We start from the raw sequence: 23,274 nt of genomic DNA on the forward strand, positions 1-23,274 counted from the left end.
CCTCTTCGAGTGACGAACCGGCCGGCGGTCGCCGACCGGGGCCGGCGCCGGGACACCCGAAGTCCCGGCGCCGGGGTCTCAGCCGCGCACGCGCGGGAACCGGAAGGTGCGCACCTCGTAGGCGTCGACGGCGAACGAGGACGCGTCGACGGTGTGCGAGGACGCGTCGTCGGGGTCCGAGGACGCGCCGACGGGGTCCGAGAACGCGGCGACGGGGTCCGAGGCCGCGTCGCCTGCCGCCGACAGCGGCTCCTCGAGCAGCGTGACCTCGGCGCCGGGCCCGAAGGCGTTGCCGTCGCCCTCGGCCACCGCGATGCCGCCGCTCCCCCGGCGCCCCGACGGCTCGTACACCCGCACGACCAGGTCGCCGGAGCGGTCGTCGGCGAGCTTCACGCTCGACAGCACGACGCCCCCGGACACCCGCACGAGCGGCGCGAAGCCGTGTGCGCCCGCGACCGTCCGCACGGGGGCGTTCATGACCACACCCGCCGAGGTCGCGCCGAGCTGGTCGGTCCCGACGACGATGCCGTACCGGTGGGTCTGCACGCCCTGGTCCGTCTCGGGGTCGGGGAACCGCGGTGCCCGCAGCAGCGAGAGCCGCACGGTGGTGGTGACGTGCCCGTCGACCGCGTCGCGGGTGGTGTCGAACCCGTGGATCGAGTCGTTCACGAGCGCGACGCCGAAGCCGGGCTCGGCGACCAGGACGTAGCGGTGCATCGAGGTCTCGAACTTCGCGGCCTCCCACGAGGTGTTCGTGTGCGTCACCCGCTTCTGCGCCCCGAACTGCGTCTCGGCGACGGTGTGCTCGGCACGGACGTCGAGCGGGAACGCCACCTTGAGGAACTTCTCGGTCTCGTGCCAGTCGGTCGTCTGGTCGAACTCGAGGGTGCGGGAGCCGGGCGCGAGCAGGATCTCCTGGCGCACGGTCGAGTCGCCGAAGGCCCGCTCGACGACGACACGGGCGACCCCGTCCGTCCCGACCGAGGCGTCGAGCGACGACACCGTGACGAGGTCCTCGACCCGGTTGCGGTAGTAGCGGTCGACGTCCCACGCGTCCCACATGTTCGGGAAGTCCTGGTGGAGCTGCAGCAGGTTCGCGGCCTGCCCAGGGGCGATCGCCTCGCGCCCGCTCGCCAGGTCGACCGCGCTCGTCACGAGTCCGCGCCGGTCGACGACGATCCGGACGAGGTCGTTGGCGAGCACGTACCCGCCGTCCTGCTCGGTGAGTGCCACCGCGGTCGGCTCCGCCAGGTCGGTCGCCACGACCGCGCCCTGCGCGGGTGCACCGGCCTGGAGGAACGGGGCCGGGTTCACGACGACGGCCGCCGCTCCGACACCGGCGAGCGCCGCGAGCGCCCGGTCGATGATCGCGGTCAGCGCACGGGCCGTCTCGGCGTACTTCGCGACCGCCTCACGGTGCACCCAGGCGATCGAGGTGCCCGGCAGGATGTCGTGGAACTGCTGCAGGAGGACCTGCTGCCAGAGGGCGTCGAGCTCGTCGTACGGGTACGCGAAGTCGGTGCGGGCGGCGGCGGTCGACGCCCAGAGCTCGGCCTCGAGGAGGAGCTGCTCCGACCGGCGGTTGCCCTGCTTGGTCTGGTGCTGGCTGGTGAGCGTGGCACGGTGCAGCTCGAGGTACAGCTCCCCCACCCACACGGGCGGGTCGGGCAGCTCGGCCTTCGCGCGGTCGAAGAACGTGTCCGGGTGCTCCCAGCGGACCTTGGCGCTGCCCTCGAGGTCCGCGAGGCGCTTCGCCGTGCCGGTCATCTCGCGGGTGGTGCCGCCGCCGCCGTCTCCCCAACCGACCGGCGCGATCGACCCGGTCGCCAGACGGTTCTCGCGGAACTGCCGGGAGGCCTTGGCGACCTCGCTGCCGGACAGACGCGAGTTGTAGGTGTCCATCGACGGGAAGTGCGAGAAGACCCGCGAGCCGTCGATGCCCTCCCAGAGGAACGTGTGGTGCGGGAACTTGTTGACCTGGTTCCACGAGATCTTCTGCGTGAAGAACCACTCGAAGCCCGCGCGGCGCATGAGCTGCGGCAGGGCGGGCGAGTACCCGAAGCTGTCGGGCAGCCAGACGCCCTTCGGACGGATGCCGAACTCGCGCTCGAAGAAGCGCTGCCCCTGCGAGAACTGGCGGACGATGCTCTCGCCGGTCGGCATCACGGTGTCGGACTCCACCCACATGCCGCCGATCGGCAGGAAGCGCCCCGCCTCGACGGCGGCCGTGACCCGGGCGTAGACCTCGGGCCGGTGCTCCTTGATCCACGCGTACTGCTGCGCGCTCGACATGCCGTACAGGAAGTCGTCGGTCTGGTCGATGAGCTCGGTCATCGTCGAGGTGGTGCGGGCGACCTTGCGGATCGTCTCGCGGACCGGCCAGAGCCAGGCGGAGTCGATGTGCGCGTGCCCGACGGCGGAGATCGTGTGCGCCGACGCCTCGGCCGGTGCGGCGAGGACCTCGGCGAGCGCCGCGCGCGCGTCACCGGCGGTGGCGGCGATGTGCTGCAGGTCGAGTCGGTCGAGCGCGTCGTCGAGCGCCTGCAGGATCCGCATGCGCCGCGGCCCCTCGGGCAGCTCGGCCTGCAGTTCGAGCAGGACGTCGATGTCGAGCGCGAGTTCGTGCACCTCGGACTCGAAGACGGCGAGGTCCATCCGGCGCGACGTGTAGAGGCGCGCCGACGACGAGGTCTGGACGTCGCCCTCCTGCGTCGGGAGGAAGGGGTGGTAGTCGAGCAGGACGGGGTTGGAGGCCGCTTCGACGAAGAGCTCGACGGTCTCGCCACCGACGGCCTCCTCTGCGATGAGCACCCACTGGTTCCGGGGGTTGATCGACTTCACCGGCGTGCCGTCCGCTCGGTAGACGAGGCCCTCGCACTGGAACCCCGGCATGTTCTTGTCGAAGCCGAGGTCGACGACTGCCTCCACGCGCTTCCCGGCCCACTCGTCCGGCACGGTCCCGGTCAGCCGGAACCAGGTCGTCCCCCACGCGGCGCCCCAGGTCGTGCCCACCTCGTACGGCGAGTACTCGAGCGCCAGGCCCGACGCCGGCGGGATCGGCTCGCCCGGCAGCTCGTGCCACGCGGTGTCGAGCGGCGTCGCGGTGGCGTGCACCGCCGGCAGGATGCGCTCGTCGAGGACGCGTCGCGCTCGGCCGGTGGTGAGGGGGATGTCGTCGTGCATGGGGGCCTTCCTGGTGGGAGGGCCGGCGTCGGTGCCGGCGGGTCGGACGGTGGTGCGGGTCGTGCGAGGTCGTGCGGGTCGTGCGGGTCGTGCGGGGTGGTGGTCGGCTCAGGCCATCGTCGCGGGGTGGGCGACCGACAGGAGCGCGGTGGTGGCGCCCTCGGGCACGTCGACGCACCGGGTGATGCCCCGCGCGGCGAGCAGCGCGTCGTCGTGGAGTCGCGAGCGCAGGACCACCTGGGGCCCGCGTCCGTCGGCGGCGGCCGAGGCGAGGTCGAGCCAGGCCGCGGCGAACCGGCCGCCCGGCGCGCAGTCGGCCCGGAGCCCGCCGCGTACGGTGCCGTCGGCCAGCACGTCGTCGAGCACGAGCGCGGTGGCCGGCGGTGGTGCGGACACGGCACCGGTCGTGTCGGCCCGGCCGCGGGTGCCGTGCTCCTGGGCGAGGGCGGCGAACGCCTCGCCGGCGGGCTTCAGCCGACCGTCGTTCGTGAACAGGCCGAGGTCGTACTCGAGCTCCGGGAAGTCCGCGAGGGACCGGGAGACGTCGTGCGAACACCACCAGGTGACGCCGAGGACGTCCTGCGCGTCGAGCACGTGCCGGATCGTCTGCTCGGTGAACGACGCGGCGTCGGCGGGGTCGACGACGTTCGTCGGGGCGCCCACCTCCTGCAGCCAGTTCGGCCGCCCGGCGTCGTGGTTCCAGGCCGCGGCGAGCTGCAGCAGGTACTCCCCGTGCCGGACCGATCCGGCACCGAGCGCCCCGTGCAGCGCCGCCGAGCCGTTGAACACCCACGAGTGCGTGACGGTCGCGTCGCCGTGGTCGGCCGCGTGTTCGGGGCCGAACGGCTGGGCGTCGTCGTACCAGGCCGCGTCGTACTGCGCGACGGTGACCAGCGGCCGTGGACGCGACCCCGTGCCGGGGTGTGCCGACGGCGCCGAGCCGAGCCGCGCCTCCAGGTCGATGCCGGACGCCAGCCCGGCCCGCGCCGCCGCGACCATCGTCGCCGCCCAGGCGTGCCCCTGCTCCGCGGTGATGTCGTGCGGCGTCGGGTGCGGCGCGTGTGCGAACTGGTTCACCTCGTTGCCGATGGTGATGCCGAGCAGGTTCGGCTTGTCGGCGACGGCCGCGGCGAGCGCCTCGACGTAGGTGGCCGTCGACGTGACGACCGCGGGGTCGGTGAACATGTTGCGGCGGTGCCAGCTCTCGAGCCACGCGGGCACGAAGTCGAAGCTCGACAGGTGCCCCTGCAGCGCGTCGACGTTGACGTCGAGGCCGAACGACCCCGCGATGTCGACCACGGTCGCGACGTCCGCGAGTGCCTGGCGCCGGATGAGCGTCCGGTTCGGCTGGACGACGGGCCAGAGCGGGAAGATCCGCACGTGGTCCGCGCCGAGCGACGCGATCTGCTCCATGTCCCTGGCCGTGTCCGACGGCGAGAAGTCGAGCCACGAGTGGAACCAGCCGACCGAGGGGGTGTGGTTGACGCCGAAGCGCATCAGCCCTTCACCCCGCCCTCTTCGACGCCCTTGAAGAAGAAGCGCTGCAGGATCGAGAAGATCACCGCGATCGGGATGAACGCGATCATCGTGCCGGCGGCGATCATGCGCTGGTCGGTCGCGAAGGTGCCCTGCAGGTACTGCAGGCCGACTGTCAGGGTCAGCTTGTCCGGCGACTGCAGCACGATGAGCGGCCAGAGGAAGTCGTCCCACGCGCCGATGAACGAGAAGATCGCGATGACGGCGATGGTCCCCTGCACGGCGGGCAGCGAGATGTACCGGAGCCGCTGCAGGGCGTTCGCGCCGTCCATCACGGCGGCCTGGTCGATCTCCTCGGGGATCTGCCGGAACGCGTTGAACATGAGCAGGACGTTGAGCGCGGCGATCATGCCCGGGAGCGCGACGCCGACGAGGGAGTCGGCGAGCCCGAGGTCCTTCACGGTGACGAACTGGGAGATGATCGTCGCCTCGCCCGGCAGCACGAGGGTCGCGAGGAAGAGCCCGAGCACGGCCTTGCGGAAACGCCACTGCAGGCGCGCGAGCGCGAACCCCGCGAGGGTGGCGAACACGATGTTGCCGAGCACGTCGATCGCGGCGACGACGAGCGAGTTGCCGATGTACCCGAAGACCGGGATCGCCTCGCCCACCCGCAGGTAGTTGCCGAAGGTCGGCTGCGTGGGGATGAACGACGGGTTCGCCGTGTAGATGTCCTCCCCCGTGCCCTTGAGCGAGGTCGACAGCTGCCAGAGGAACGGCCCGATCGTGATGAAGAGCACCACGACGAGCAGGACGTAGCGGAGGACCTTCTCGCGGGTGGACATGACGCCCCACGCGGCGCGGCGCCGCTTGCGTCCGGTGCGTCCGTCGCGTTCGTTGCGTCCGTTCGGCCGGGAGGCGCGACTCCGGCCGGTCGCGCCGGTCACGTCCGGCGCGGGTGCGGCCGCGCCGGCGGCGCCCCCGAGGACGGGTTCGGTGGTCGAGGTCGTGTTGGTCACTTCTCCGCCTTGCTGTTCATCCGGGCGAGGGCGAGCATCGGGATGAGCGTCACGACGAAGAGCAGGAGGCTCAGGGCGGACGCGTAGCCGAGGTTGCCGGTGAAGCCGCGGGCGTACTGCTGGATGAGCATGACGAGCGAGTTGTCCTGCCCGCCGGGACCACCCGTGCCGTTGGTGAGGATGTAGAGCTCGCTGAACACCCGGAGCGCGCTCACGCACACGAGGATGCCGACGAGGGTCATGGTCCCCCGGACACCCGGCATGGTCACCGACCAGAACCGCCGGACGGACCCGGCGCCGTCGAGCGCGGCCGCTTCGTGCAGGTCCTTCCCGACGTTCCCGAGGGCCGCGAGGAAGATGATCATGTAGTAGCCGAGGCCCTTCCAGACCGTCAGGCTGATCGCGCTGAAGACGAGCAGCCACCGGTCGGTCAGGAACGGGATCGACTGCTGCACGATCCCGAGGTGCTGCGCCATCTCGTTGATGACCCCGCGGTCGTCGAGGATCCAGTTCCAGATGAGCCCGACGACGACCGCGCTGGCGATCACCGGCGTGTAGTACGCGGTCCGGAAGAACGCGATGCCGGGGAGCTTCCGTTCGACGAGCACCGCCATGAGGAGCGGCAGGACCGTCAGGAGCGGCAGGCACACCGCCATGTAGATGACGCTGTTGAGGAGCGCCTCCCAGACCTGCGGGTCGGCGAGGAGCGTCTCGAAGTTCTTGAGGCCCACCCACTGGCTCACGCCCCCGAGCGGGCTGGCGTTCGTGAACGACAGCCGGACGGTGTTGATCGACGGCCAGAGACTGAACGCGAGCAACCAGACGAGCGCCGGCAGGACGAGCAGCCAGGGCGTGAACCAGCGGTTGGCGCGCATCAGCTGTTCGCCAGCAGGCTGTTCATCTTGGTCTGCGCGGTCTGCAGCGCCTGCTCGGGCGTCGTGCCGCCCTTCATCGCCAGCGCGATCTGCTGGTCGAGGAAGTCGGTCATCGCGGAGTTCGCCTCGACCGGGTTGAGGTTCTTCGCCGTCTTCAGGGCGTCGTTGGCGAGCACACGGGCCTTGGCCTCGACGGTGCCGTCGTCCTTCGAGAAGTACGGGTCGGACTGCGACGAGGTCGTCGACGGGAAGATGTTCACCAGGTGGGCGAAGGCCTCCTGGTTCTTCGCGTTCGTCATGAACGCGGCGAGCGCCTCGGCCGTGGCGACGTGCTTGCTCTTGGCGCTGACGCTGAGGCCCTGCACGTACAGCGGCGGGTTGTCGAGGGCCGGGGAGACCACGATGTTGCCCTTGAGCGACGGGTTGTTCTTCTCGAAGTCGCTGATCGCCGTGGCGCCACCGGTGGTCCAGGCGACCTTGCCCTGCGTGAACAGCGTGGAGTTGCCGAGGTAGTCGGTGTTGAGCACCGACGAGGGCATGAGGCCCTCCTTGTAGGCCTTGGCGTACTTCGCGATGAGGTCGGCCGCCTTCGACGAGTTCGCGAAGGTGAACTTCGTGCCCTGGTCGTTGATGATCTTGACGCCGGCGAGGGAGAAGTCGGACAGGCCGGGCTTGCGGCTCATCAGGTAGTCGTCCGGGCACTTCTGGTGCATGGTCTCGGCCTGCGCGAACAGCTCGTCGGTCGTCTTCGGCGGGTTCGCCGGGTCGAGGCCGCACTGCTCGAACATCGACTTGTTCCAGTAGTCGACGTCCGTGTTGAGGTACCAGGGGTAGCCGAAGGTGCCGTCGACGCCCTTGTAGTTGTACGCCGCGAGCGCGCCCTTCACGTAGGTGCTCGAGAGCTTCGAGTCGTCCTTCGCCACGTCCTGCAGGAACCCGCGCTTGGCGAGGGGCAGGGCGATGTCCGGCGGCAGGTTGATGACGTCCGGCAGGGAGTTCGACGAGGCCTGGCTGAGGACCTTGTCGGCGTAGCCGTCGCCGGGCTGGTCGACGAGCTTGACCTTGGCGTCCGGGTACTGCTTCTCGAAGTCCTTGATCACGCCGTTGAGGTAGTCGGTGTACGTCGGCGTCAGCGCCCAGGTCTGCAGGGTGATCGACCCGTCGATCTTCCCGCTGCCGCTGCCGCTGTCGGCGCCGCTGCCACTCGAGCAGGCGGTCAGCGCGAGCGCCGTGACGGCCGCTCCGGCGAGCAGCGCCACGGCGCGTCCCGTGGTCCTGCGTGTGGTCTTCTTCATCGCTCGTGACTCCTTCGTCGTGCTGCGGATGCTGCTGAACCGGTTCAGTTGGGTGTGGCGAACCGTTCGGTGGCAGTGATGTTTGCGAACTAAAGCGTTATAGTCAAGCCCGTGGCCACGAACCGTCGCACGACGATCGCCGACATCGCCGCCCGGGCCGGCGTGTCCATCAGCGCGGTCTCGTTCGCGCTCAACGACCGACCCGGGGTGTCCGACGAGACCCGCAGACGGGTGCGTGCCGTCGCGCGCGAACTCGACTGGCAGCCGCACACCGCGGCGCGGGCACTCGGCGGGGCGAAGGCCGGCTCGATCGGCTTCGTGCTGAACCGGCCGGCCCGCACGCTCGGCACCGAGTCGTTCTTCGGCGACCTCATCTCCGGGATCCAGCTCGGGCTCGCCGGCAGCCACGTCGGGATGAACCTGCTCGTCGCCCGGGACGCGGCCGAGGAGCTGCAGACCTACCGCGACTGGTGGCGCGGGCACCGGGTCGACGGCGTCATCGTGATCGACCCGCGGCGGGACGACGACCGGCTCTCGCTGCTCGCCGAGCTCGGGATGCCCACCGTGGTCGTCGGGTCGCACCCCTCGTCGGAGCCCGCGGCGCCGACCGTCTGGATCGACGACTCGGACGCGACCGACACCGTGCTGCGGTACCTGCACGCGCTCGGGCACCGGCGGATCGCGCACGTCGCCGGGCGACCCGAGTTCGAGCACACGGCGATGCGGATCGACCGCGTCCGGGCGTTCACCGCGGCCGAGGGGCTGGACGGCGCCGAGTCGATCCCCACCGACTACTCCGCCGACGCGGGAGCGCGCGCGACCCGGACCCTGCTCTCGCGGACCGTCCGACCCACCGCGATCGTGTACGACAACGACGTGCTCGCGGTCGCCGGACTGGGCGTGGCGAGCGAGATGGGCGTCCGCGTGCCGGCCGACGTGTCGATCGTGTCGTTCGACGACTCGGCGATGGTGCGGCTCGTGCGGCCGTCGATCACCTCGCTCACGCGCGACACGGTCGAGCTCGGGCAGCGGGCGGCGACGCTCCTCCGCGAGCAGATCGACGCGGGGACCCCGCTGCCGTCGCGACCGGGGCCCTCCCTGACGCTCAGCGTGCGCGAGTCCACCGGTCGCGCGCACGCCTGACACGTGCCGCGGGTCCGTCGACACGCCGATCCCGGGTCGTCGGCGCGCACGGAGCACGCGGTCGACTTGACGTCCGTTCGAACACACGTTCGAATACTGTCGTGGGACGGCGTCGCGAGAACCGGTGGCAGCCCCCGGAACACCCGGAGGTCGAGCGTCCGCGCGCCTACTCCCTGTCCGACGACGCCCGCGGCCCGGACGTCTGCCACGCCGTCACCCCGGTGCCGGTGTGGGCGTGGATCCAGTTCCCGACGTTCCACGTCCGGGTGAAGGCCTTCGCGAAGAGCTGGACCCGTGACGCCGTGCTCGTCGAGTGGGCGCAGTTCGGGCAGCAGGCGGAAGCGTGGGTGTGGCGGTCCGCCGTGAAGCACCGCACCCTGCGGGCGGACACGCGCCGCAGCAGTCCGGAGAACACACCGCATTGACTTCCCCCGACATGGCGAGGATCGTTTACGCAGTACCGGTTCAGCAAGTAACTCACTGATCGAGACATTCGATCCGAGTGCTGCATCTGGGAGGAGGCACCATGAAGAAGAGCGAGGTGCCGTCCTGGGTCGCCCACGTGCTCACCCCGCCCGAGGTCATCGCGGCCTACGTCGAACGGCGGGTCAACGACCCGTCGCTCCTGACGGGTGAGCACACGGAACCCACGTACGCGGACTTCCTCCGCGACGAGTAGGCGGGTCTTCCAGGAGGCGCGGATCGCGTTCCGTGGTCACGGAACGTGCGCCGCGCCTCCAGTCCGCCCACCGGGCCCGCCTCCGCGCGCGCGTCGCGCGGTCAGCGTGACCCCCACGCTCGCCGCGGTGACGCAGGCGAGGGCGACGACCTCGAGCGCCGCGAGCGCCTCGTGCAGGATCAGCAGGCCCGCGAGGGCCGCGATCGCCGGACCGAGGCTCTGCAGCACGCCGAAGACGCGCGTCGGCATCCGCCGGAGCGCCAGCATCTCGAGCGCGTACGGCAGCACGCTCGAGAGCACGGCGACACCGCCGAAGACGACGAGGAGCGCCGGCTCGCGGACGACCCCGTCGACGGCCGACCGCAGACCGAACGGCAGCGACACGAGCATCGCGACGACCATCGAGACCGCGAGGCCGTCCACGCCGGGGATCGCGGCGCCGACGTGCCGGTTCATGACGATGTAGCCCGCCCAGCACGCCGCGGCGAGGACGGCGAACACGACGCCGCCGACCGCGGTCACGGCCGCCGGACCGACCCCGAGCAGCACGACGCCGACGAGTGCCAGCACCGCCCAGAGGACGTCCCGCCACCGCCTGGTGTGGGCGAGCGAGAGCGCCAGCGGGCCGAGGAACTCGATCGTCACCGCGACGCCGATCGGGATGCTCGCGAACGCGACGTAGATGAAGACGTTCATGCCGCCGAGCGCCAGCCCGAGGCCGAGGGCGCCGAGCCACTGCTGCCGGGTCCAGTGCCGGACGCGCGGGCGCACCACGAGGGCGAGCACGACGGCGCCGATCACGAGCCGCAGCGTCGCCGCACCGACCGAGCCGACCTCGTCGAAGCGGGTCTTCGCGATCGCGGCGCCGAGCTGCACCGACACCATGGCGGCGAGGGCCAGGAGCGGCGCGGGCACCGTCCGGCGCGCGGGCCCGATGCGGCGCGCTGGCTCGGTGCGGCGCGCTGGCTCGGTGCGGCGCGCTGGCTCGGTGCGGCGCGCTGGCTCGGTGCCGCCTGCGGGCTCGGTCACCCGAGGTACGCCAGCACGGCGAGGACCCGGCGGTGGTCCTCGCCCGTGTCCTCGAGCGCGAGCTTGCCGAAGATGCTCGAGACGTGCTTCTCGACCGCGCCGGTGCCGATCACGAGCGCGCGGGCGATCGCGGCGTTCGTGCGACCCTCGGCCATCAGCCCGAGGACCTCACGCTCGCGCGGGGTCAGCGCGGCGAGCGGGTCGCGGCGACGGCTCATGAGCTGTGTGACGACCTCGGGGTCGAGCACGGTGCCGCCGGCGGCGATGCGGCGGACGGCGTCGTCGATCTCCTCGAGCCGGGTGACCCGGTCCTTGAGCAGGTAGCCGATGCCGGTCGCGCCCGCGGCGAGGACGTCCTCGGCGTAGGTGGCCTCGACGTACTGGGACAGCAGGAGCACACCCGTGCGCGGTGCCCGGCGTCGGGTCTCGACGGCCGCGCGGACCCCCTCGTCCGTGAACGTCGGCGGCATCCGCACGTCCATCACGACGACGTCGGGGGCGTCGTCGGTGAGCGTCGCGAGGAACGAGTCGGCGTCGGCGTACTGGCCGACGACGTCGATGCCGGCCTCCTCGAGCACACGGGCGAGCCCCTCGCGCAGGAGGACGGCGTCGTCGACGACGACGGCCCGGATGCGTGCTGCATCCGGGCCGTCGCTCATGCCGACCAGCCTACCGGGAGCGCGGACGCTCCCCGTGGTGTCAGGCGCGCGCCGTCGGCACGCCGTTCAACGATCCGAGCGGGATCCGTGCCGTCGCCTCGGTCGGGCCGCCCTCGGGGCTCGACACCGTCAGTTCGCCGTCGAGCGCACGCATCCGGCCCATCAGCCCCTCGATGCCGTGCCCCTCCTGCGGGCGGGCGCCACCGCGGCCGTCGTCGGTGACGCTGACCGTGAGGTACCAGAGGCCGGAGGCGTCGACCACGAGTCCGAGGTACACGCCCGCGGCGGCGGCCCCGGCGTGCTTGGTGGTGTTCGTCAGCAGCTCGCTCACCGTGAAGTAGACGTTGCGCTGGATCTCGGTCGCGAGTTCGAGCCCGTCGGGCAGGCGGACGTCGAGTCCGACCGGGATCGGGGTGCGGGCGACGAGGGCCTCGAGCGCGGCGACGAGGCCGCGGTCGAGCAGGATGGGCGGCGCGAACCCACGCGACAGGGCGCGGAGTTCGTCGAGGGCGTCCTGGGCGTGCTCCGACGCCTCCCCGATGAGCTGCTTCGCCTTCACCGGGTCCTTGTCGAAGGCGCGCTCGGCGGCGGACAGGTCCATGCGCAGCCGGACGAGGCGCTGCTGCGGGCCGTCGTGCAGGTCGCGCTCGATCTGCCGGAGCGCCTGGCCCTCGGCCGTGACGGCGCCGGCACGCGACGCCTGGAGCCCGGCCACGCGACGCTCCAGCTGCTCGGCACGGAACCCGCCGAGCAGCCCGAAGTCGATCCAGAAGTGGGCGATGACCGAACCGCGGGCCCACAGCGGGAACAGCACGACCGAGGCGGCCATCGACAGGAGCCCGAGGAACCCGAAGCCGACGACGGAGGCCGTTTCCCACCCGAAGTACTGCGCGCTCACGCCGTTCACGAACGCGAATCCGGCGAGGCCGATCGGCCACACGAAGCCGGCGAGCAGCAGCGCCCCCGCGCCCACGGTGCAGAGCGCCGCGATCGGGTACACGACCGCCGCGTGCAGCAGGTACAGCCAGTAGTGCGGGTTGGCGACGGCCGAACCGGTGCGGGTCCACCAGTTCTGCTGCCACCTCGGCGTCCAGTCGACCGGCCGGATCGGACGGCTGTCGGCCCATCCGATGCGGAGCTTCTCGAACTGGCCGAGCCACCGCGCCACGAACAGCGCGATGAAGAACATCAGCAGGACGAACGGGTTGAAGAGGTCGCGGAAGCCCCCGCCGAAGATCGCCGCCGGGAACGCGGCGTAGAGCGTGCAGAGCAGCACCGCCGTGAGCGCCATGTACCCGAAGTCCCGCGGCAGCCGTTTCCACGCCTCGCGGTAGAACGCGCCGGCCGTCATGCCCGTGCCCGATCCCGATCCGCCGGACGTCGTCACGGGCGGCGGCGGGACCGCGGCGCCCTGCCCGCTCGGCGGCGGCGTCGACGACCAGCTCGGCGGCGTGGGGTTCGGCTGGGCGGGCATCGGTTCGGTGGCTCCCGGCGGGACGGAGTCGTGCAGTGGGACGGTCTCGGCCTGGTCGAGGCGGGCGGTGTCGGTCATGACACCCAGCCTCGCGATCACCGGGCCGATCCCCCATCCTGCCCCCTCCCGGACCCGGGGTGGGGTTATCCCCCGCCCGGGAGTACCGTGACGGCCATGGGGAACGACAACGGGGTACGGATCGTCTCGGCGACCGCGGTGGTCGGGGCACTCGTGTACGGGGTGATCGGGCTCGGTGACACGGCGGTGCTGCAGGTGCCGTGGTGGCCGGTGGTGCGGCTCGGCGCGTCGGTGGTCGCCGGCGTGTGCGGGGTCGTCGTGCTCGTGGCCGCGCTCCGCGCACGGGACCGGCGAGCCGGGGCCTTCGGCGTCGCCGTGCTCGCGTTCGCCCTGGCCTGGTTCCTCCCCGGCGCGCTGGCCACCGCCCTGTACTGGGTCCCGCCAGCGGCGCTCGTCGCGTTCGGCGTGCTGACCGTCCGCGGCCTGCGCGGGCCGCAGCGCACGGTCGGCTGGATCGTGACGATCGCGGCGGCGCTGTGGTTCGTCGCGTCCCTCCTGACGCAGACGGTGCCACCGCCGTCGACCGCGCAGGAGGTGCTCGTCGTGGTGTACGCGATCCCGGGCCTGCTGCAGGCGGTCGCGTTCCTCGCCGCGGCCGTCCTCGTCGCGGTGCCCCTCCTCCGCGTCGTCGGGCGAGGTGCCGGTGCGCTCTGGTCCTCCGCCGAGGTCCGCTGACCCGCACGCTCCACAGATCCTCCGCGGGCCCGGTGCCGCCTGGGCGCCCCGTGGCACGGTCGCTGCGTGACCGATGCACTCCGAGCACTCGTCGACGCCGTCGGCCTCGACGTCCGGTACGGCGACGAGGTCCTCGCCGACGACGACCGGTGGACGCTGGACCTGGGGGCGACCGACAGCCACGTCTGGGTCGCCTCGTCCGCCCGCACCGAGGTGTGGATCCGCCGTGACGACGACGTCGCCGTGGTGGCTCCGGGGACCGCGGCGCTCGTCGCACCCGGGGCGACGGTGACGATCGGCGCCGGTCCCGACCGCTCCGCACCGCCCTCGGCCTGCGACGACTGGCCCGCTCCGACCGGTGTGCACTGGGGCACCGCGACGTTCGGTCCGTTCGTGGACGAGGCGCTCGGGCTGGCGCCGTCCCTCCGCACCGAGCCGCTCGATGCTCCGTGCACGGACGTCGTCCTCGCACTGGCGCACCTCCGGTCGCTGGTGGCCGGCAGGTGGCACGCGGCGCACCGTGATGCGCTCGCCCGGGTCGTCGTGCTGAGCGTGGTCGAGGACAACCCGCCCGCGTTCCTCCGCGACGCCAGCCTCACCCGCTGCATCGACCGACTCCTCGACAGCGCCGGCCCCGTGCCGATCGACGACCTGCGACGCGGCGCCGGTCTGTCCGCGAGCACCGTGCGGCGCCGGTTCCGCGCGACCACCGGCTGCTCGCCCGACGAGCTGTGGCGGTGGTTCCGGTCGCTGCCGGTCCGCGCGGCACTCGCCGCCGCCGACGCGGACCCGGCCGTCGTCGCGGCGGACGCCGGGTTCAGCACCACGAGTTCGATACGGCGCCCGCTCCGGCGCGTCCGGGCGCCCGACTTCCGTGTTCCGCCCGCGCTGTGACCGTCCTGGTTCGCGATCCCCGAGATCCACGAACCGGAACGGTCACGCGCCGGACAGGAAACCTCGTCGCCCCCGCTCAGCCTCGGAGCGACGCCGCACGCCGGGTTCAGCCCCACGGGCTCGATGCGGCGCTCGCTCCGGCGCGTCCGGGCGCCCGACGTCCGTGTTCCGCCCGCGCTGTGACCGTCCTGGTTCGCGATCCCCGCGATCCGCGAACCGGAACGGTCACCCGCCGGACAGGAAACCTCGTCGCGCCCGCTCAGGCCCGGAGGGACCCCGCACGCTCGGAGCGACGCGCAGCCTGCTCGACCGGATCGGGCACCGGCGCCGCCTGGATGAGCCGCCGCGTGTACGGGTCCTCCGGAGCGCGGAGGATCGCGTCGCGGCTCCCCTGTTCGGCGACCCGTCCGCCGTGGAGCACCACGACCCGGTCGCAGAGCGTGTCCACCACCGCGAGGTCGTGCGTCACGAACAGACACGCGAAGCCGAGGCGTTCCTGGAGCTCGCGGAAGACGTCGAGCACCCTCGCCTGCACGGAGACGTCGAGCGCGCTGGTCGGTTCGTCGGCGATGAGCAGGGCGGGGTCGAGTGCGACCGCGCGGGCGATCGCCACGCGTTGCCGTTGGCCCCCGGACAGCTCGTGCGGGAAGCGCTCGCGGAAACCGCCGTCGAGACCGACATCGGCGAGCAGGCCCTCCACCCGCTGCTCGACCTCGGCCGCGGACAGACGCAGGATCTGCCGGAGCGGCTCGGCAACGGTCTGGCCGACCGTGTACCGCGGGTTGAGGGATCGCAGTGGGTTCTGGAAGACCACGCCGACACGACGACGCATCGCACGCCGGGAGGCGCGGCGTGCGCCCGCCACGTCCGTCCCCTCGACGAGGACGGCACCTCCCGTGATCGGCGCGAGGCCGATCGCGGCGCGTCCGATCGTGGTCTTGCCGCTGCCGGACTCGCCGACCAGCCCGACGATCTCCCCGCGCCCGACCGCGAACGACACGTCGTCGACCGCGCGGAACCGACCGCGGAGCGCACCGCCGTACTCGACCACGAGGTGCCGGACGTCGAGGACCGGTGCGGCGACGTCCGGGGCGGGGTCGACCCGCGCCTCCTGGACCGCGCCGGTGCCCATGCGCGGGACGGCCGCGAGGAGTTCGCGCGTGTAGTCGGCGACCGGTGCGCCGAAGACGGCGCTCGCCGGACCGGTCTCGACGACGCTCCCGCGGCGCATCACGACGACGCGGTCGGCGATGTCCGCGACCACGCCCATGTCGTGCGTGATGAGCAGGATCGCGGTGCCGGTGCGCTCGCGCAGGCGGCGGAGGACGTCGAGGACCTCGGCCTGGACGGTCACGTCCAGCGCGGTCGTCGGCTCGTCGGCGATGAGGAGGTCGGGGTCCGCGGCGAGGGCCATCGCGATCATGACGCGCTGGCACTGGCCGCCGGAGAGCTCGTGCGGGTACTGGCCGAGTCGCAGCTCGGGGTCCGGGACCTCGACGGCGCGCAGCAGGTCGATCGAGCGCGCACGGACGTCGGCGCGGTCGAGGCCGTGCTCGGCACGACGGACCGCCTCGGCGAGCTGGAACCCGACGGTGAAGACGGGGTTCAGGGCCGCGGACGGGTCCTGGAAGATCATCGAGACGCGGCGGCCACGGACCTCGCGGAGCGTGCGTTCGTCGGCGTCGAGCACCTCGAGGTCCCCGAGCCGGATGCTGCCTGCGGCACGGGCACCGTCCGGGGCGATGCCCATCGCGGTCATCGCGGTCATGCTCTTGCCGGAGCCCGACTCGCCGACGACGGCGACGACCTCGCCCCGGCCGACCGTGAACGAGGCGTCGTCGACCGCTCGGACGACGACGCCGTCGACGTCGAAGGTCACGCTGAGGTGGTCGACGGTGAGGACGTCGTTCACGGGGTCTCCGATCGGTCCGGGTGGTCGCGGGCGGCCTTGAACGCCTCCCACTCCTCGAGCATCTTGCGGTGGTACCCCTGCAGCCACTGCATGTAGTCGCGCCCGTTCAGCAGGCGCTCGCGGACCTCGGCGTCGACGTCGCCGGGGCCCGTCCGGCCGGCCGCCTCGACGACGGCGAGTCCGCGCCCGATGACGTCGCGCTCGCGGTCGAGGTACTTGCGCTCACTCGCGAGCCACGAGCCCCACACGTCGGCCTCGGCACGGAAGTAGTGGCTGCGTTCGCCGGGCACCGTGTGCCGCTTGACGAACCCGGAGTCGACCAGCCGCCGGGTGGCCATCGAGACGGAACCCGAGCTGGCGCCGAGCGCAGCCTGCAGGTCGGCGGACGACGAGTGCGGCGCGCGCGTCACCATGAGGTAGCCGAGGACCCGCGCATCGGTCAGGGGCATGCCCGCGGCGTCGTTGAGCATGAGGGCGAACTCCTCGACGAAGGCCTGGCGCTCGGGTTCGAGCACGACGTCGTCGACGGTGTCGGACGGGGCTCCTGCGCCGGAGCCGCCCCGGGCCTCGTCGCTCACGGCGCCAGTCCCGCCGCGACCTCGGGCCGTTCGGACGGGATCGCCCACGGCTCCTGGCTCATGCCGCCGCCCCCACGGATCGAGCGCACGGTGCCGTCGGCGTCGCGCTCGAAGGTGATGTCCTCGTCGATCGACCCGAAGCGGTTGCCATGGGTCATCCGGAGCGTGTCCGCGTCGACGACCTCGAGGCGCGTCGGCGTGTCGAGGGGTTCGGGGCTCGAGGGGTCGACCTCGACGAGCCGGTCGCCGATCCGCGCGACGTCCGTGACACCCCACGGGTTCGCGAAGCGTCCGGTGTACGCGGTCGTGTCGACGTCGTCCGGCACCGGCGTGCCGGGGGCGTCGGCGTCGGCTGCCGCGTCGAGCATCGCGATGATCGCCGTGGCGATGAGGGTCGCGGGACCGGCGGCGGCGCTCGTCAGCACCGAGACGACGAGACCCGACGCGGGGTCGAACATCGACTGCGTGATCTGCCCGGGGAAGCCACCCGAGTGGCCGCGGATCTCGCGTCCGCCGATCCGGTCGACGATGAACCCGGCGCCGTAGCCGCGCGCGGCGGGGTCGTCGGTCGCGCTCCAGGCCTTCCGCTGCGCGAGGCGCTTCGAGTGGTCGTCGAGCAGCGTGCCCTGGCCGATGACGTGCTGCGAGAAGTACCGCACGAGGTCGGAGGCGGTGCCGTGGAAGCCGGTCGCCGCGGCCATCGCGCGCGTGTCGACGTGGTCGATCCGACGCCGCTGGCGGGCGACGTGGAAGCCGGTGTAGCCGACCACGAAGTCGTCGGCGCGCGTCGGGTCCCAGTCGGGTCCGGTGTTCCGCAGGCCGAGGGGTTCGGTGATCGACTCGCGGACGAAGTCGTTGTACGGCCGTCCGGACACCCGGGCGATGACGAGGCCGAGCAGCGAGTAGCCGAGGTTCGAGTAGTTGAACGACGACCCGGTCGGGACCTTCTGCCCGCGGTCGAGGACGAGGTCGAGGAGTTCCTGCTCGTCGGGGAACGGACGCGCGAGCGACCAGTAGTCGCCGTCGTGCCCGTCGCGGATGACGCCGGCGCCCATCTCCATGAGTTCCCGGATCGTGGCGTCGGCGAGGGGCGACCCGCCCGCGACGAGCGCCGGGACGTGGGTCCCGACGGTGTCGTCGAGCCGGAGTGCGCCGCGCTCGGCGAGCTGCAGGAGCGCGGTCGCGGTGAAGGTCTTCGAGTGCGACGCGATGCGGAAGAGGTCGGTGGTGGTGAGCCGGCGGCCGGCCTCGACGTCCGCGTAGCCCCAGGCCTCGTCGAACAGGACCTCCCCGGCGTACCCGATCGCGACCTGCACCCCGGGGACCCGGAGCTGCCACACCTTGTACGACACCCACTCGTGGATGTACGGCAGCGTCTTCCGGTAGGCGGCGAGGGTGTCGGTCACGGTGGTCCTTTCGAGAACGGGTGTGGGTCGAGTCTGACGGATCAGCGCCGTCGTGGGTCGAGTGCGGCGCGCAGCGTGTCCCCGAGCGCGATGACGGAGAGCACCGTCACGGCGAGGAACACGGCGGGCGCGATGAGCATGTGCGGTGCCCGGAGGAACTGGCTCGTCGCGGCGGACAGCTGCAGGCCCCAGGAGATCGCCGGGCTCTCCAACCCGATGCCGAGGTAGGTCAGCGACGACTCCGACACGATCACCCCGCCCACCGTGATGGTCGCGAGCACGAGCAGCGGGGAGATCGACGACGGCAGGACGTACCGGGTCGTGATCCGCCACGTCGAGAGCCCCATCGTGCGGGCGGCGAGGACGAACTCGGCGTTCCGGACGCTCCGGACGCTCGACCGCACGAGCCGTGCCATGGTCGGCCAGCCGAACAGGGCCAGGACGAGCGACACCGTGAGCACCGACCGCTCCCCCACGCTGTTCAGGACCACGACGGCTCCGAGCAGGAACGGGAAGCCGAGGAACACGTCGGTGAGCCGCGCCAGCACGGCGTCCACCCAGCCGCCGACCATGCCCGCGACGGTCCCGACGACCACCGCGACGACGCCGGCGAGCACCGTCGTGAGGACGGCCACCGCGATCGAGGACCGCGTGCCGTAGACGACGTTGGCGTAGACGTCGCACCCTTGCAGGTCGAACCCGAACGGGTGGCCGCCGGTCGGCGACGCGCCGCTGCGACCGAGGTCGCACGCGCGCGGGTCGCCGTGGCCGAAGAGGCCGGCGAAGGCCCCGGGGAAGACGGCGACGAGCACGACGACGGCGAGCACCCCGGCGGGGAGCCAGAACCCGGGACGGCGGACCGCGGCGCGCAGCGGTCGACGCTTGGTGACGACGGACGGCGGGACGGTGGCGCCGATGGCGGAGGTGGTCATGCGGAGGCTCCTGCCCGGACGCGCGGATCGAGTGCGGCGTGCAGGAGGTCGACGAGCACGCTGGTGACGAGGAACACGAGGATGAGGGCCGTGGAGATGCCGACGACGACCGCTCCCTCGTGCGACCGGATCCCCTGGAACAGCAGGTTGCCGACGCCCGGCAGGTTGAAGATGCCCTCGACGATGACCGTCCCGCCCATCAGGTAGCCGAGGTCGGTGGCGAGGTACGTGGCCGTCGGGATGAGCGAGTTGCGCATGACGTGCACGCCGACGATCCGCCCCGGGGTGAGCCCCTTGGCGCGGGCGGTCCGCACGAAGTCGGCGTCCAGCGTCTCGATCATCGACGTCCGGGTCAGGCGGGACACCGCGGCGAGCCCGAACAGCGCGATCACGAACGCCGGCAGGACGTAGGCGGTCGGCCAGCCGGCCGTCGCGCCGGCCACCGGGAACCAGTGCAACCGCACCGAGAACACCAGCTGCAGGGCGACGCCGAGCACGAAGACCGGGACGGCGCCGACGACGATCGTGCCGACCAGGACGGTCTTGTCGAGCACGGTGCCGCGGCGGAGGGCCGAGACGACCCCGAGCCCGATGCCGAGGACGATCTCGATCGCCCACGCGGTGAGGGCGAGCGTGATCGTGACCGGCCAGCGCGAGGCCATCTGCGCGCCGACCGACTGGCCGCTGAAGTCCGTGCCGAAGTCGCCGCGGAAGAGGCCGGCGAGGTACTGCAGGTACTGCAGCCAGAGCGGCTGGTCGAGGTGGTACTCCGCGCGGAGCGCCCGCACCACGGCGTCGCTGAGCGGCCGGTCGCCGCCGAGCGCCTTGATCGGGTCGCCGGGCAGCGCGAAGGTCATCGCGTAGATGAGGAACGTCACTCCGAGGAACACGACGACCAGGCCGCCGAGTCGGCGACCGACGGTGATCGCCGGGCGCATCACGCGCCTCCCGTCGTGGTGGTGGCGAGGGACGGACGGGAGGCGCGGGTCGGGTCCGCCACGTGGCTCGCGCAGGCGAGGATCGCCCCGAACTGCACGCCCACCAGCCTGCTGATCGCGATCGGTTCCGAGCCGGTCGCCTCGTCGGCCTGCCAGCTCGCGTAGCGCTCGGCGAGGCGGTCGCGGAGCCGCCGCACCGCCGCGGGTGCGGTCCCGGCGGTCGTCTCGGACTCGAGCGCGCGGAGCAGCATCCCGCCGTAGCGCAGCCGGAAGCAGCGGACGAGGTCCTCGCAGCCGAACCGTTCGGCGACGGTGGCGATGCGGGCGGCGGGCTCGCGGTCGGCCCGGGCACGGTCGGTGTCGACCATCCCGGCGATCATCGGGACGAAAGCGCGGGACCCCTCGAGGAAGGGCGTCTCGATGGTGAGCATCGGCGACGCCGCGTCGAGGATCTCCTGGAGCTCCCGCCCCGACGCGCCGAGCTCGTCCGCACAGCGACGGAGGAGCTCGGCGTACGGCTCCGTCGTCGGCGTCTGGTCGTCGGCGTCCGGATGGCTCCAGTAGGGCAGTTCGGCGACGACGCAGAGCGCGCCGTGCCGCATCGCCCACGCGGCGCTCGACGCACCGTGGATGTGCTCGCCCGGGTCGACGCCGAGGCCCTCGAGGTAGTCGTACGCGGCCTCGACGCCGTCCATCGCGAACACCGCCGGCGCGAGTTCGCGGAGGTACGGCGACTCCGGTTCGCCGGTGTCGAGTGGGAGTCCGAGTGCCCGGGGCACGGCGTGCAGGGTGTCGATCACGTCCGGGAGGTCCTCGGACAGGTAGTAGTAGACCCCGCCCATCTCGCCGTTGTGCAGGGAGACGAGGAGCTCCGGCCGGACGTCGTCGATGAGTCGCATGAACGCGAGCGTCTCCGGCAGCACCTGGTCGAAGTACACCGACCCGTGGCTGTTCGGGAACGTCCACTCCACCTGGCTGTCCGGCGCGGGGCGGTAGAAGTGCCGTGCGTACCGGACCCGGTCGAACGGGTCGTCGAACCACGCCTCGTTCAGCCGCATGCCGTCCGGGTCGATCGTCGGCACGATGTGCCAGGTCGTGTCCAGCGCCTCGGCCGTCACCTGGTCGGTGACCATCGTCTCGGCGAGGTGCAGCGCCGTCCACGACCCGATCGGTTCGTTCGGGTGCACGCCGCCGACGACGACGGCGGCGTGCGACCCGGATCCGATGCGGTAGCTGTGGAGCGGCTCACCGAGCCGACTCGTCCCGATCCGGGTGACCGTGACCTGGTCCGGGTGCGCCGCGGCGAGCGCGTCGAACCGGGCGTGCAGGTCGTCGACGAGCGGGAAGCCGTCGTGGTCGGGGACCGAGGTGGCGAGGCGGAGGATGGTGCGCTGGTCCATGCGGTGGTGCCGGTCCCTACTTGACGGTGATCGCGGGGACGACCGGGCTGCCGTCGACGGCGGGCAACGAGGCGATCTTGTCGCTCACGACGTACGAGTACTTGTCGAAGAAGGTGGGGACGACCGGGAAGTCCTCCAGCACCGCCTTCTGCGTCTGGGCGTAGTACTCGTTCGCCTCGGCCTGCGATCCGGCGGAGTCCGCCTTCGCGAGGAGCTGGTCGACCTCGTCCGACTGGTAGTACCCGGTGCACGGGGCGCAGCCGCCGGCCTTCGTGAAGAGGGCGCGGAGCGTGTTCTGCTGGCTGGCGTAGAGCGCGCCCCAGTGCCCGAAGTGCGGTCCCGCGACCTTCTTGTCGGTCAGCTCCGAGTAGTACGACGCCCAGTCGGTGGTGGCCTTCGCGACGGTGTCGACGCCGAGGTTCTGCCGGATCTGGTTCGCGTACGCCTGGTAGAGGGAGTCGAGGCCGTTGCCGCCCGGGTAGACGAGCGTGATGGTGCCGTCGAACCCGCCGGCCTTCGCCAGGAGCGCCTTGGCCTTCGAGGGGGAGAACTCGCACGCTTCGCCGCAGATGCCCTCCTGCGTGCCGGACATGTTCGGCGGGGTGAGCGCGGTGGCCGGTTCGTACAGGCCGCCGTAGATCGCCTTGTTGACCTGCTCGCGGTTGATCGACATCGAGATCGCACGGCGGACGTCCGGGTCCGAGTACCGCTCGTCCCAGAGCGGGAAGCCGAGGTAGTCGATGCCCGGTGCGTCGAAGGAGTGCAGCCGGTCGCCGAAGTCCGCGCCGGCGCTCGTCATCTTGTCGGCGGGCAGGAACAGCACGTCGGCGTTCCCGGCGAGCACGTCGGTGTACGCGGTGTTCATGTCCGAGTAGCTCTTGAAGGTGACGTCCTTCGTCTTCGCCGTCGTGCCCTCGAAGCCCTTCCACGCGGTGACGGTGAACGGCTGGTTCGCCTTCCACGCCTCGGTCATCTCGTACGGGCCGTTGCCGATCGGCTTCGCGTCGTAGGCCTTGAGGTCCTCGTAGGCGGCCTCGGGCATCGGGTAGAAGGCGGTCTGCGCCTGGCTGAGCTGGAGCGGGAACTGGCTGTCCGCGTGGTCGAGCGTGACGGTGAAGGTGTCCTTCCCGGTCACCTTGAGTCCCGACATCTCCTTCGTCTTCGGGGTGCCGGACGCCGGGTTCAGGTCGTCGTACCCGACGATCGCGGCGAGCTCGCCGCTGTTCTCCCACGCGTTCGGGCCGTACGCGGTGTGGTTCCACGCCTTGACGTAGCTCTCGGGCGTGACCTCCTCGCCGTTCTGGAACGTCCAGCCGTCGCGGAGCGTGATCGTCCACGTGGTGTTGTCGCTCGAGGTGACGCTCTTCGCGGCCACGTCGTGCAGCTTCCCCTTCGAGTCGGTCTCGGTGAGCGGGGCGAACAGGCTGAGCACCTGCGTGAACGCCACCGTCTGGCGACCGGGGGTGAGGTGGTCGGGCTCGCCGGTGGCGTAGACGAGGCTGCCCCCGGCTCCGGCCTGGTCGTCGGCGTTCCCGGTGGCCGAACAGCCCGTGGCCACCAGCGCCACCGTGGCCGCGGCGGCCAGCGCGGCGATCGTCCTGCGTCGCATGTCTGCTCCTCGAGTCCCAGCGC

20 protein-coding genes are annotated in these 23,274 nt (G+C 71.9%); 5 read left to right on the plus strand and 15 right to left on the minus strand.

The genetic code is table 11. The annotated features are described in order from the left end of the window. Positions 1–78 precede the first annotated feature (78 nt). The 5 genes from ACQXVK_RS00590 to ACQXVK_RS00610 all read right to left on the minus strand — a co-directional run bounded on the left by ACQXVK_RS00590 (position 79) and on the right by ACQXVK_RS00610 (position 7,845). Positions 79–3,183, minus strand: coding sequence for an alpha-mannosidase (locus ACQXVK_RS00590; protein WP_430852341.1), 3,105 nt, complete (start codon positions 3,181–3,183; stop codon positions 79–81). Between the two features lie 108 nt (positions 3,184–3,291). After that, complete coding sequence (locus tag ACQXVK_RS00595) at positions 3,292–4,680, minus strand: glycoside hydrolase 5 family protein (RefSeq protein ID WP_430852342.1); 1,389 nt, start codon at positions 4,678–4,680, stop codon at positions 3,292–3,294. Beyond that, positions 4,680–5,675: a carbohydrate ABC transporter permease gene (locus tag ACQXVK_RS00600; protein ID WP_430852343.1), complete on the minus strand. Its 996-nt coding sequence runs from the start codon at positions 5,673–5,675 to the stop codon at positions 4,680–4,682. The genes ACQXVK_RS00595 and ACQXVK_RS00600 overlap by 1 nt, the downstream gene beginning before the upstream one ends. Beyond that, entirely contained in the window at positions 5,672–6,550 is an 879-nt protein-coding gene (locus ACQXVK_RS00605; RefSeq protein ID WP_022907480.1) for a carbohydrate ABC transporter permease, read from the minus strand. Before ACQXVK_RS00605 ends, ACQXVK_RS00600 begins: the two co-directional genes overlap by 4 nt. Then, positions 6,550–7,845 carry an ABC transporter substrate-binding protein gene (locus ACQXVK_RS00610; protein WP_042723887.1) on the minus strand — a complete coding sequence of 432 codons (1,296 nt, stop codon included), beginning with the start codon at positions 7,843–7,845 and terminating at the stop codon, positions 6,550–6,552. The genes ACQXVK_RS00605 and ACQXVK_RS00610 overlap by 1 nt, the downstream gene beginning before the upstream one ends. 111 nt (positions 7,846–7,956) lie before the next feature. On the opposite strand from ACQXVK_RS00610, the gene ACQXVK_RS00615 reads away from it, so the two are divergent. The 3 genes from ACQXVK_RS00615 to ACQXVK_RS00625 all read left to right on the plus strand — a co-directional run bounded on the left by ACQXVK_RS00615 (position 7,957) and on the right by ACQXVK_RS00625 (position 9,667). Then, a complete protein-coding gene (locus ACQXVK_RS00615; RefSeq protein ID WP_430852344.1) occupies positions 7,957–8,988 on the plus strand; it encodes a LacI family DNA-binding transcriptional regulator in 1,032 nt (343 codons plus the stop codon). A gap of 101 nt (positions 8,989–9,089) precedes the next feature. After that, entirely contained in the window at positions 9,090–9,413 is a 324-nt protein-coding gene (locus ACQXVK_RS00620; protein WP_430852345.1) for a hypothetical protein, read from the plus strand. A gap of 101 nt (positions 9,414–9,514) precedes the next feature. Then, entirely contained in the window at positions 9,515–9,667 is a 153-nt protein-coding gene (locus tag ACQXVK_RS00625) for a hypothetical protein (RefSeq protein WP_402264153.1), read from the plus strand. A gap of 36 nt (positions 9,668–9,703) precedes the next feature. On the opposite strand, the gene ACQXVK_RS00630 is transcribed toward ACQXVK_RS00625, so the two are convergent. Genes ACQXVK_RS00630 through ACQXVK_RS00640 form a run of 3 tightly spaced genes read right to left on the minus strand, consistent with a single transcriptional unit; the run spans position 9,704 to position 12,907 of the window. Continuing rightward, positions 9,704–10,696, minus strand: a complete 993-nt coding sequence (locus ACQXVK_RS00630) for an EamA family transporter (RefSeq protein ID WP_430852346.1) — start codon at positions 10,694–10,696, stop codon at positions 9,704–9,706. Further along, complete coding sequence (locus ACQXVK_RS00635; protein WP_416394923.1) at positions 10,693–11,355, minus strand: response regulator transcription factor; 663 nt, start codon at positions 11,353–11,355, stop codon at positions 10,693–10,695. Before ACQXVK_RS00635 ends, ACQXVK_RS00630 begins: the two co-directional genes overlap by 4 nt. Before the next feature lie 40 nt (positions 11,356–11,395). Then, complete coding sequence (locus ACQXVK_RS00640) at positions 11,396–12,907, minus strand: sensor histidine kinase (RefSeq protein ID WP_402264158.1); 1,512 nt, start codon at positions 12,905–12,907, stop codon at positions 11,396–11,398. 96 nt (positions 12,908–13,003) lie between these two features. On the opposite strand from ACQXVK_RS00640, the gene ACQXVK_RS00645 reads away from it, so the two are divergent. Together ACQXVK_RS00645 and ACQXVK_RS00650 are read left to right on the plus strand one after the other, a co-directional pair. Further along, positions 13,004–13,582 (plus strand): hypothetical protein, encoded by a 579-nt coding sequence (locus ACQXVK_RS00645; RefSeq protein ID WP_430852347.1) that lies wholly within the window; start codon positions 13,004–13,006, stop codon positions 13,580–13,582. Between the two features lie 66 nt (positions 13,583–13,648). Next, complete coding sequence (locus tag ACQXVK_RS00650) at positions 13,649–14,476, plus strand: helix-turn-helix domain-containing protein (protein ID WP_430852348.1); 828 nt, start codon at positions 13,649–13,651, stop codon at positions 14,474–14,476. 259 nt (positions 14,477–14,735) lie between these two features. Here ACQXVK_RS00650 and ACQXVK_RS00655 read toward each other — a convergent pair whose 3' ends face one another. The 7 genes from ACQXVK_RS00655 to ACQXVK_RS00685 are packed head-to-tail and all read right to left on the minus strand — an operon-like array spanning position 14,736 to position 23,251. Beyond that, entirely contained in the window at positions 14,736–16,388 is a 1,653-nt protein-coding gene (locus tag ACQXVK_RS00655; RefSeq protein WP_430852349.1) for a dipeptide ABC transporter ATP-binding protein, read from the minus strand. Then, positions 16,385–16,966, minus strand: coding sequence for a GbsR/MarR family transcriptional regulator (locus tag ACQXVK_RS00660; protein WP_430852350.1), 582 nt, complete (start codon positions 16,964–16,966; stop codon positions 16,385–16,387). Before ACQXVK_RS00660 ends, ACQXVK_RS00655 begins: the two co-directional genes overlap by 4 nt. Further along, entirely contained in the window at positions 16,963–18,372 is a 1,410-nt protein-coding gene (locus ACQXVK_RS00665) for a serine hydrolase (RefSeq protein WP_430852351.1), read from the minus strand. Before ACQXVK_RS00665 ends, ACQXVK_RS00660 begins: the two co-directional genes overlap by 4 nt. A gap of 41 nt (positions 18,373–18,413) precedes the next feature. Further along, positions 18,414–19,304 (minus strand): ABC transporter permease, encoded by an 891-nt coding sequence (locus ACQXVK_RS00670; protein ID WP_022907467.1) that lies wholly within the window; start codon positions 19,302–19,304, stop codon positions 18,414–18,416. Beyond that, entirely contained in the window at positions 19,301–20,242 is a 942-nt protein-coding gene (locus tag ACQXVK_RS00675; RefSeq protein ID WP_402265669.1) for an ABC transporter permease, read from the minus strand. Before ACQXVK_RS00675 ends, ACQXVK_RS00670 begins: the two co-directional genes overlap by 4 nt. Next, positions 20,242–21,642, minus strand: coding sequence for a M14 family zinc carboxypeptidase (locus ACQXVK_RS00680; protein ID WP_430852352.1), 1,401 nt, complete (start codon positions 21,640–21,642; stop codon positions 20,242–20,244). The genes ACQXVK_RS00675 and ACQXVK_RS00680 overlap by 1 nt, the downstream gene beginning before the upstream one ends. Before the next feature lie 16 nt (positions 21,643–21,658). After that, entirely contained in the window at positions 21,659–23,251 is a 1,593-nt protein-coding gene (locus ACQXVK_RS00685) for a peptide ABC transporter substrate-binding protein (protein ID WP_430852353.1), read from the minus strand. Between the last annotated feature and the right edge of the window lie 23 nt (positions 23,252–23,274).

Source organism: Curtobacterium sp. AB451, from assembly GCF_050585845.1.
Lineage (GTDB): Bacteria > Actinomycetota > Actinomycetes > Actinomycetales > Microbacteriaceae > Curtobacterium.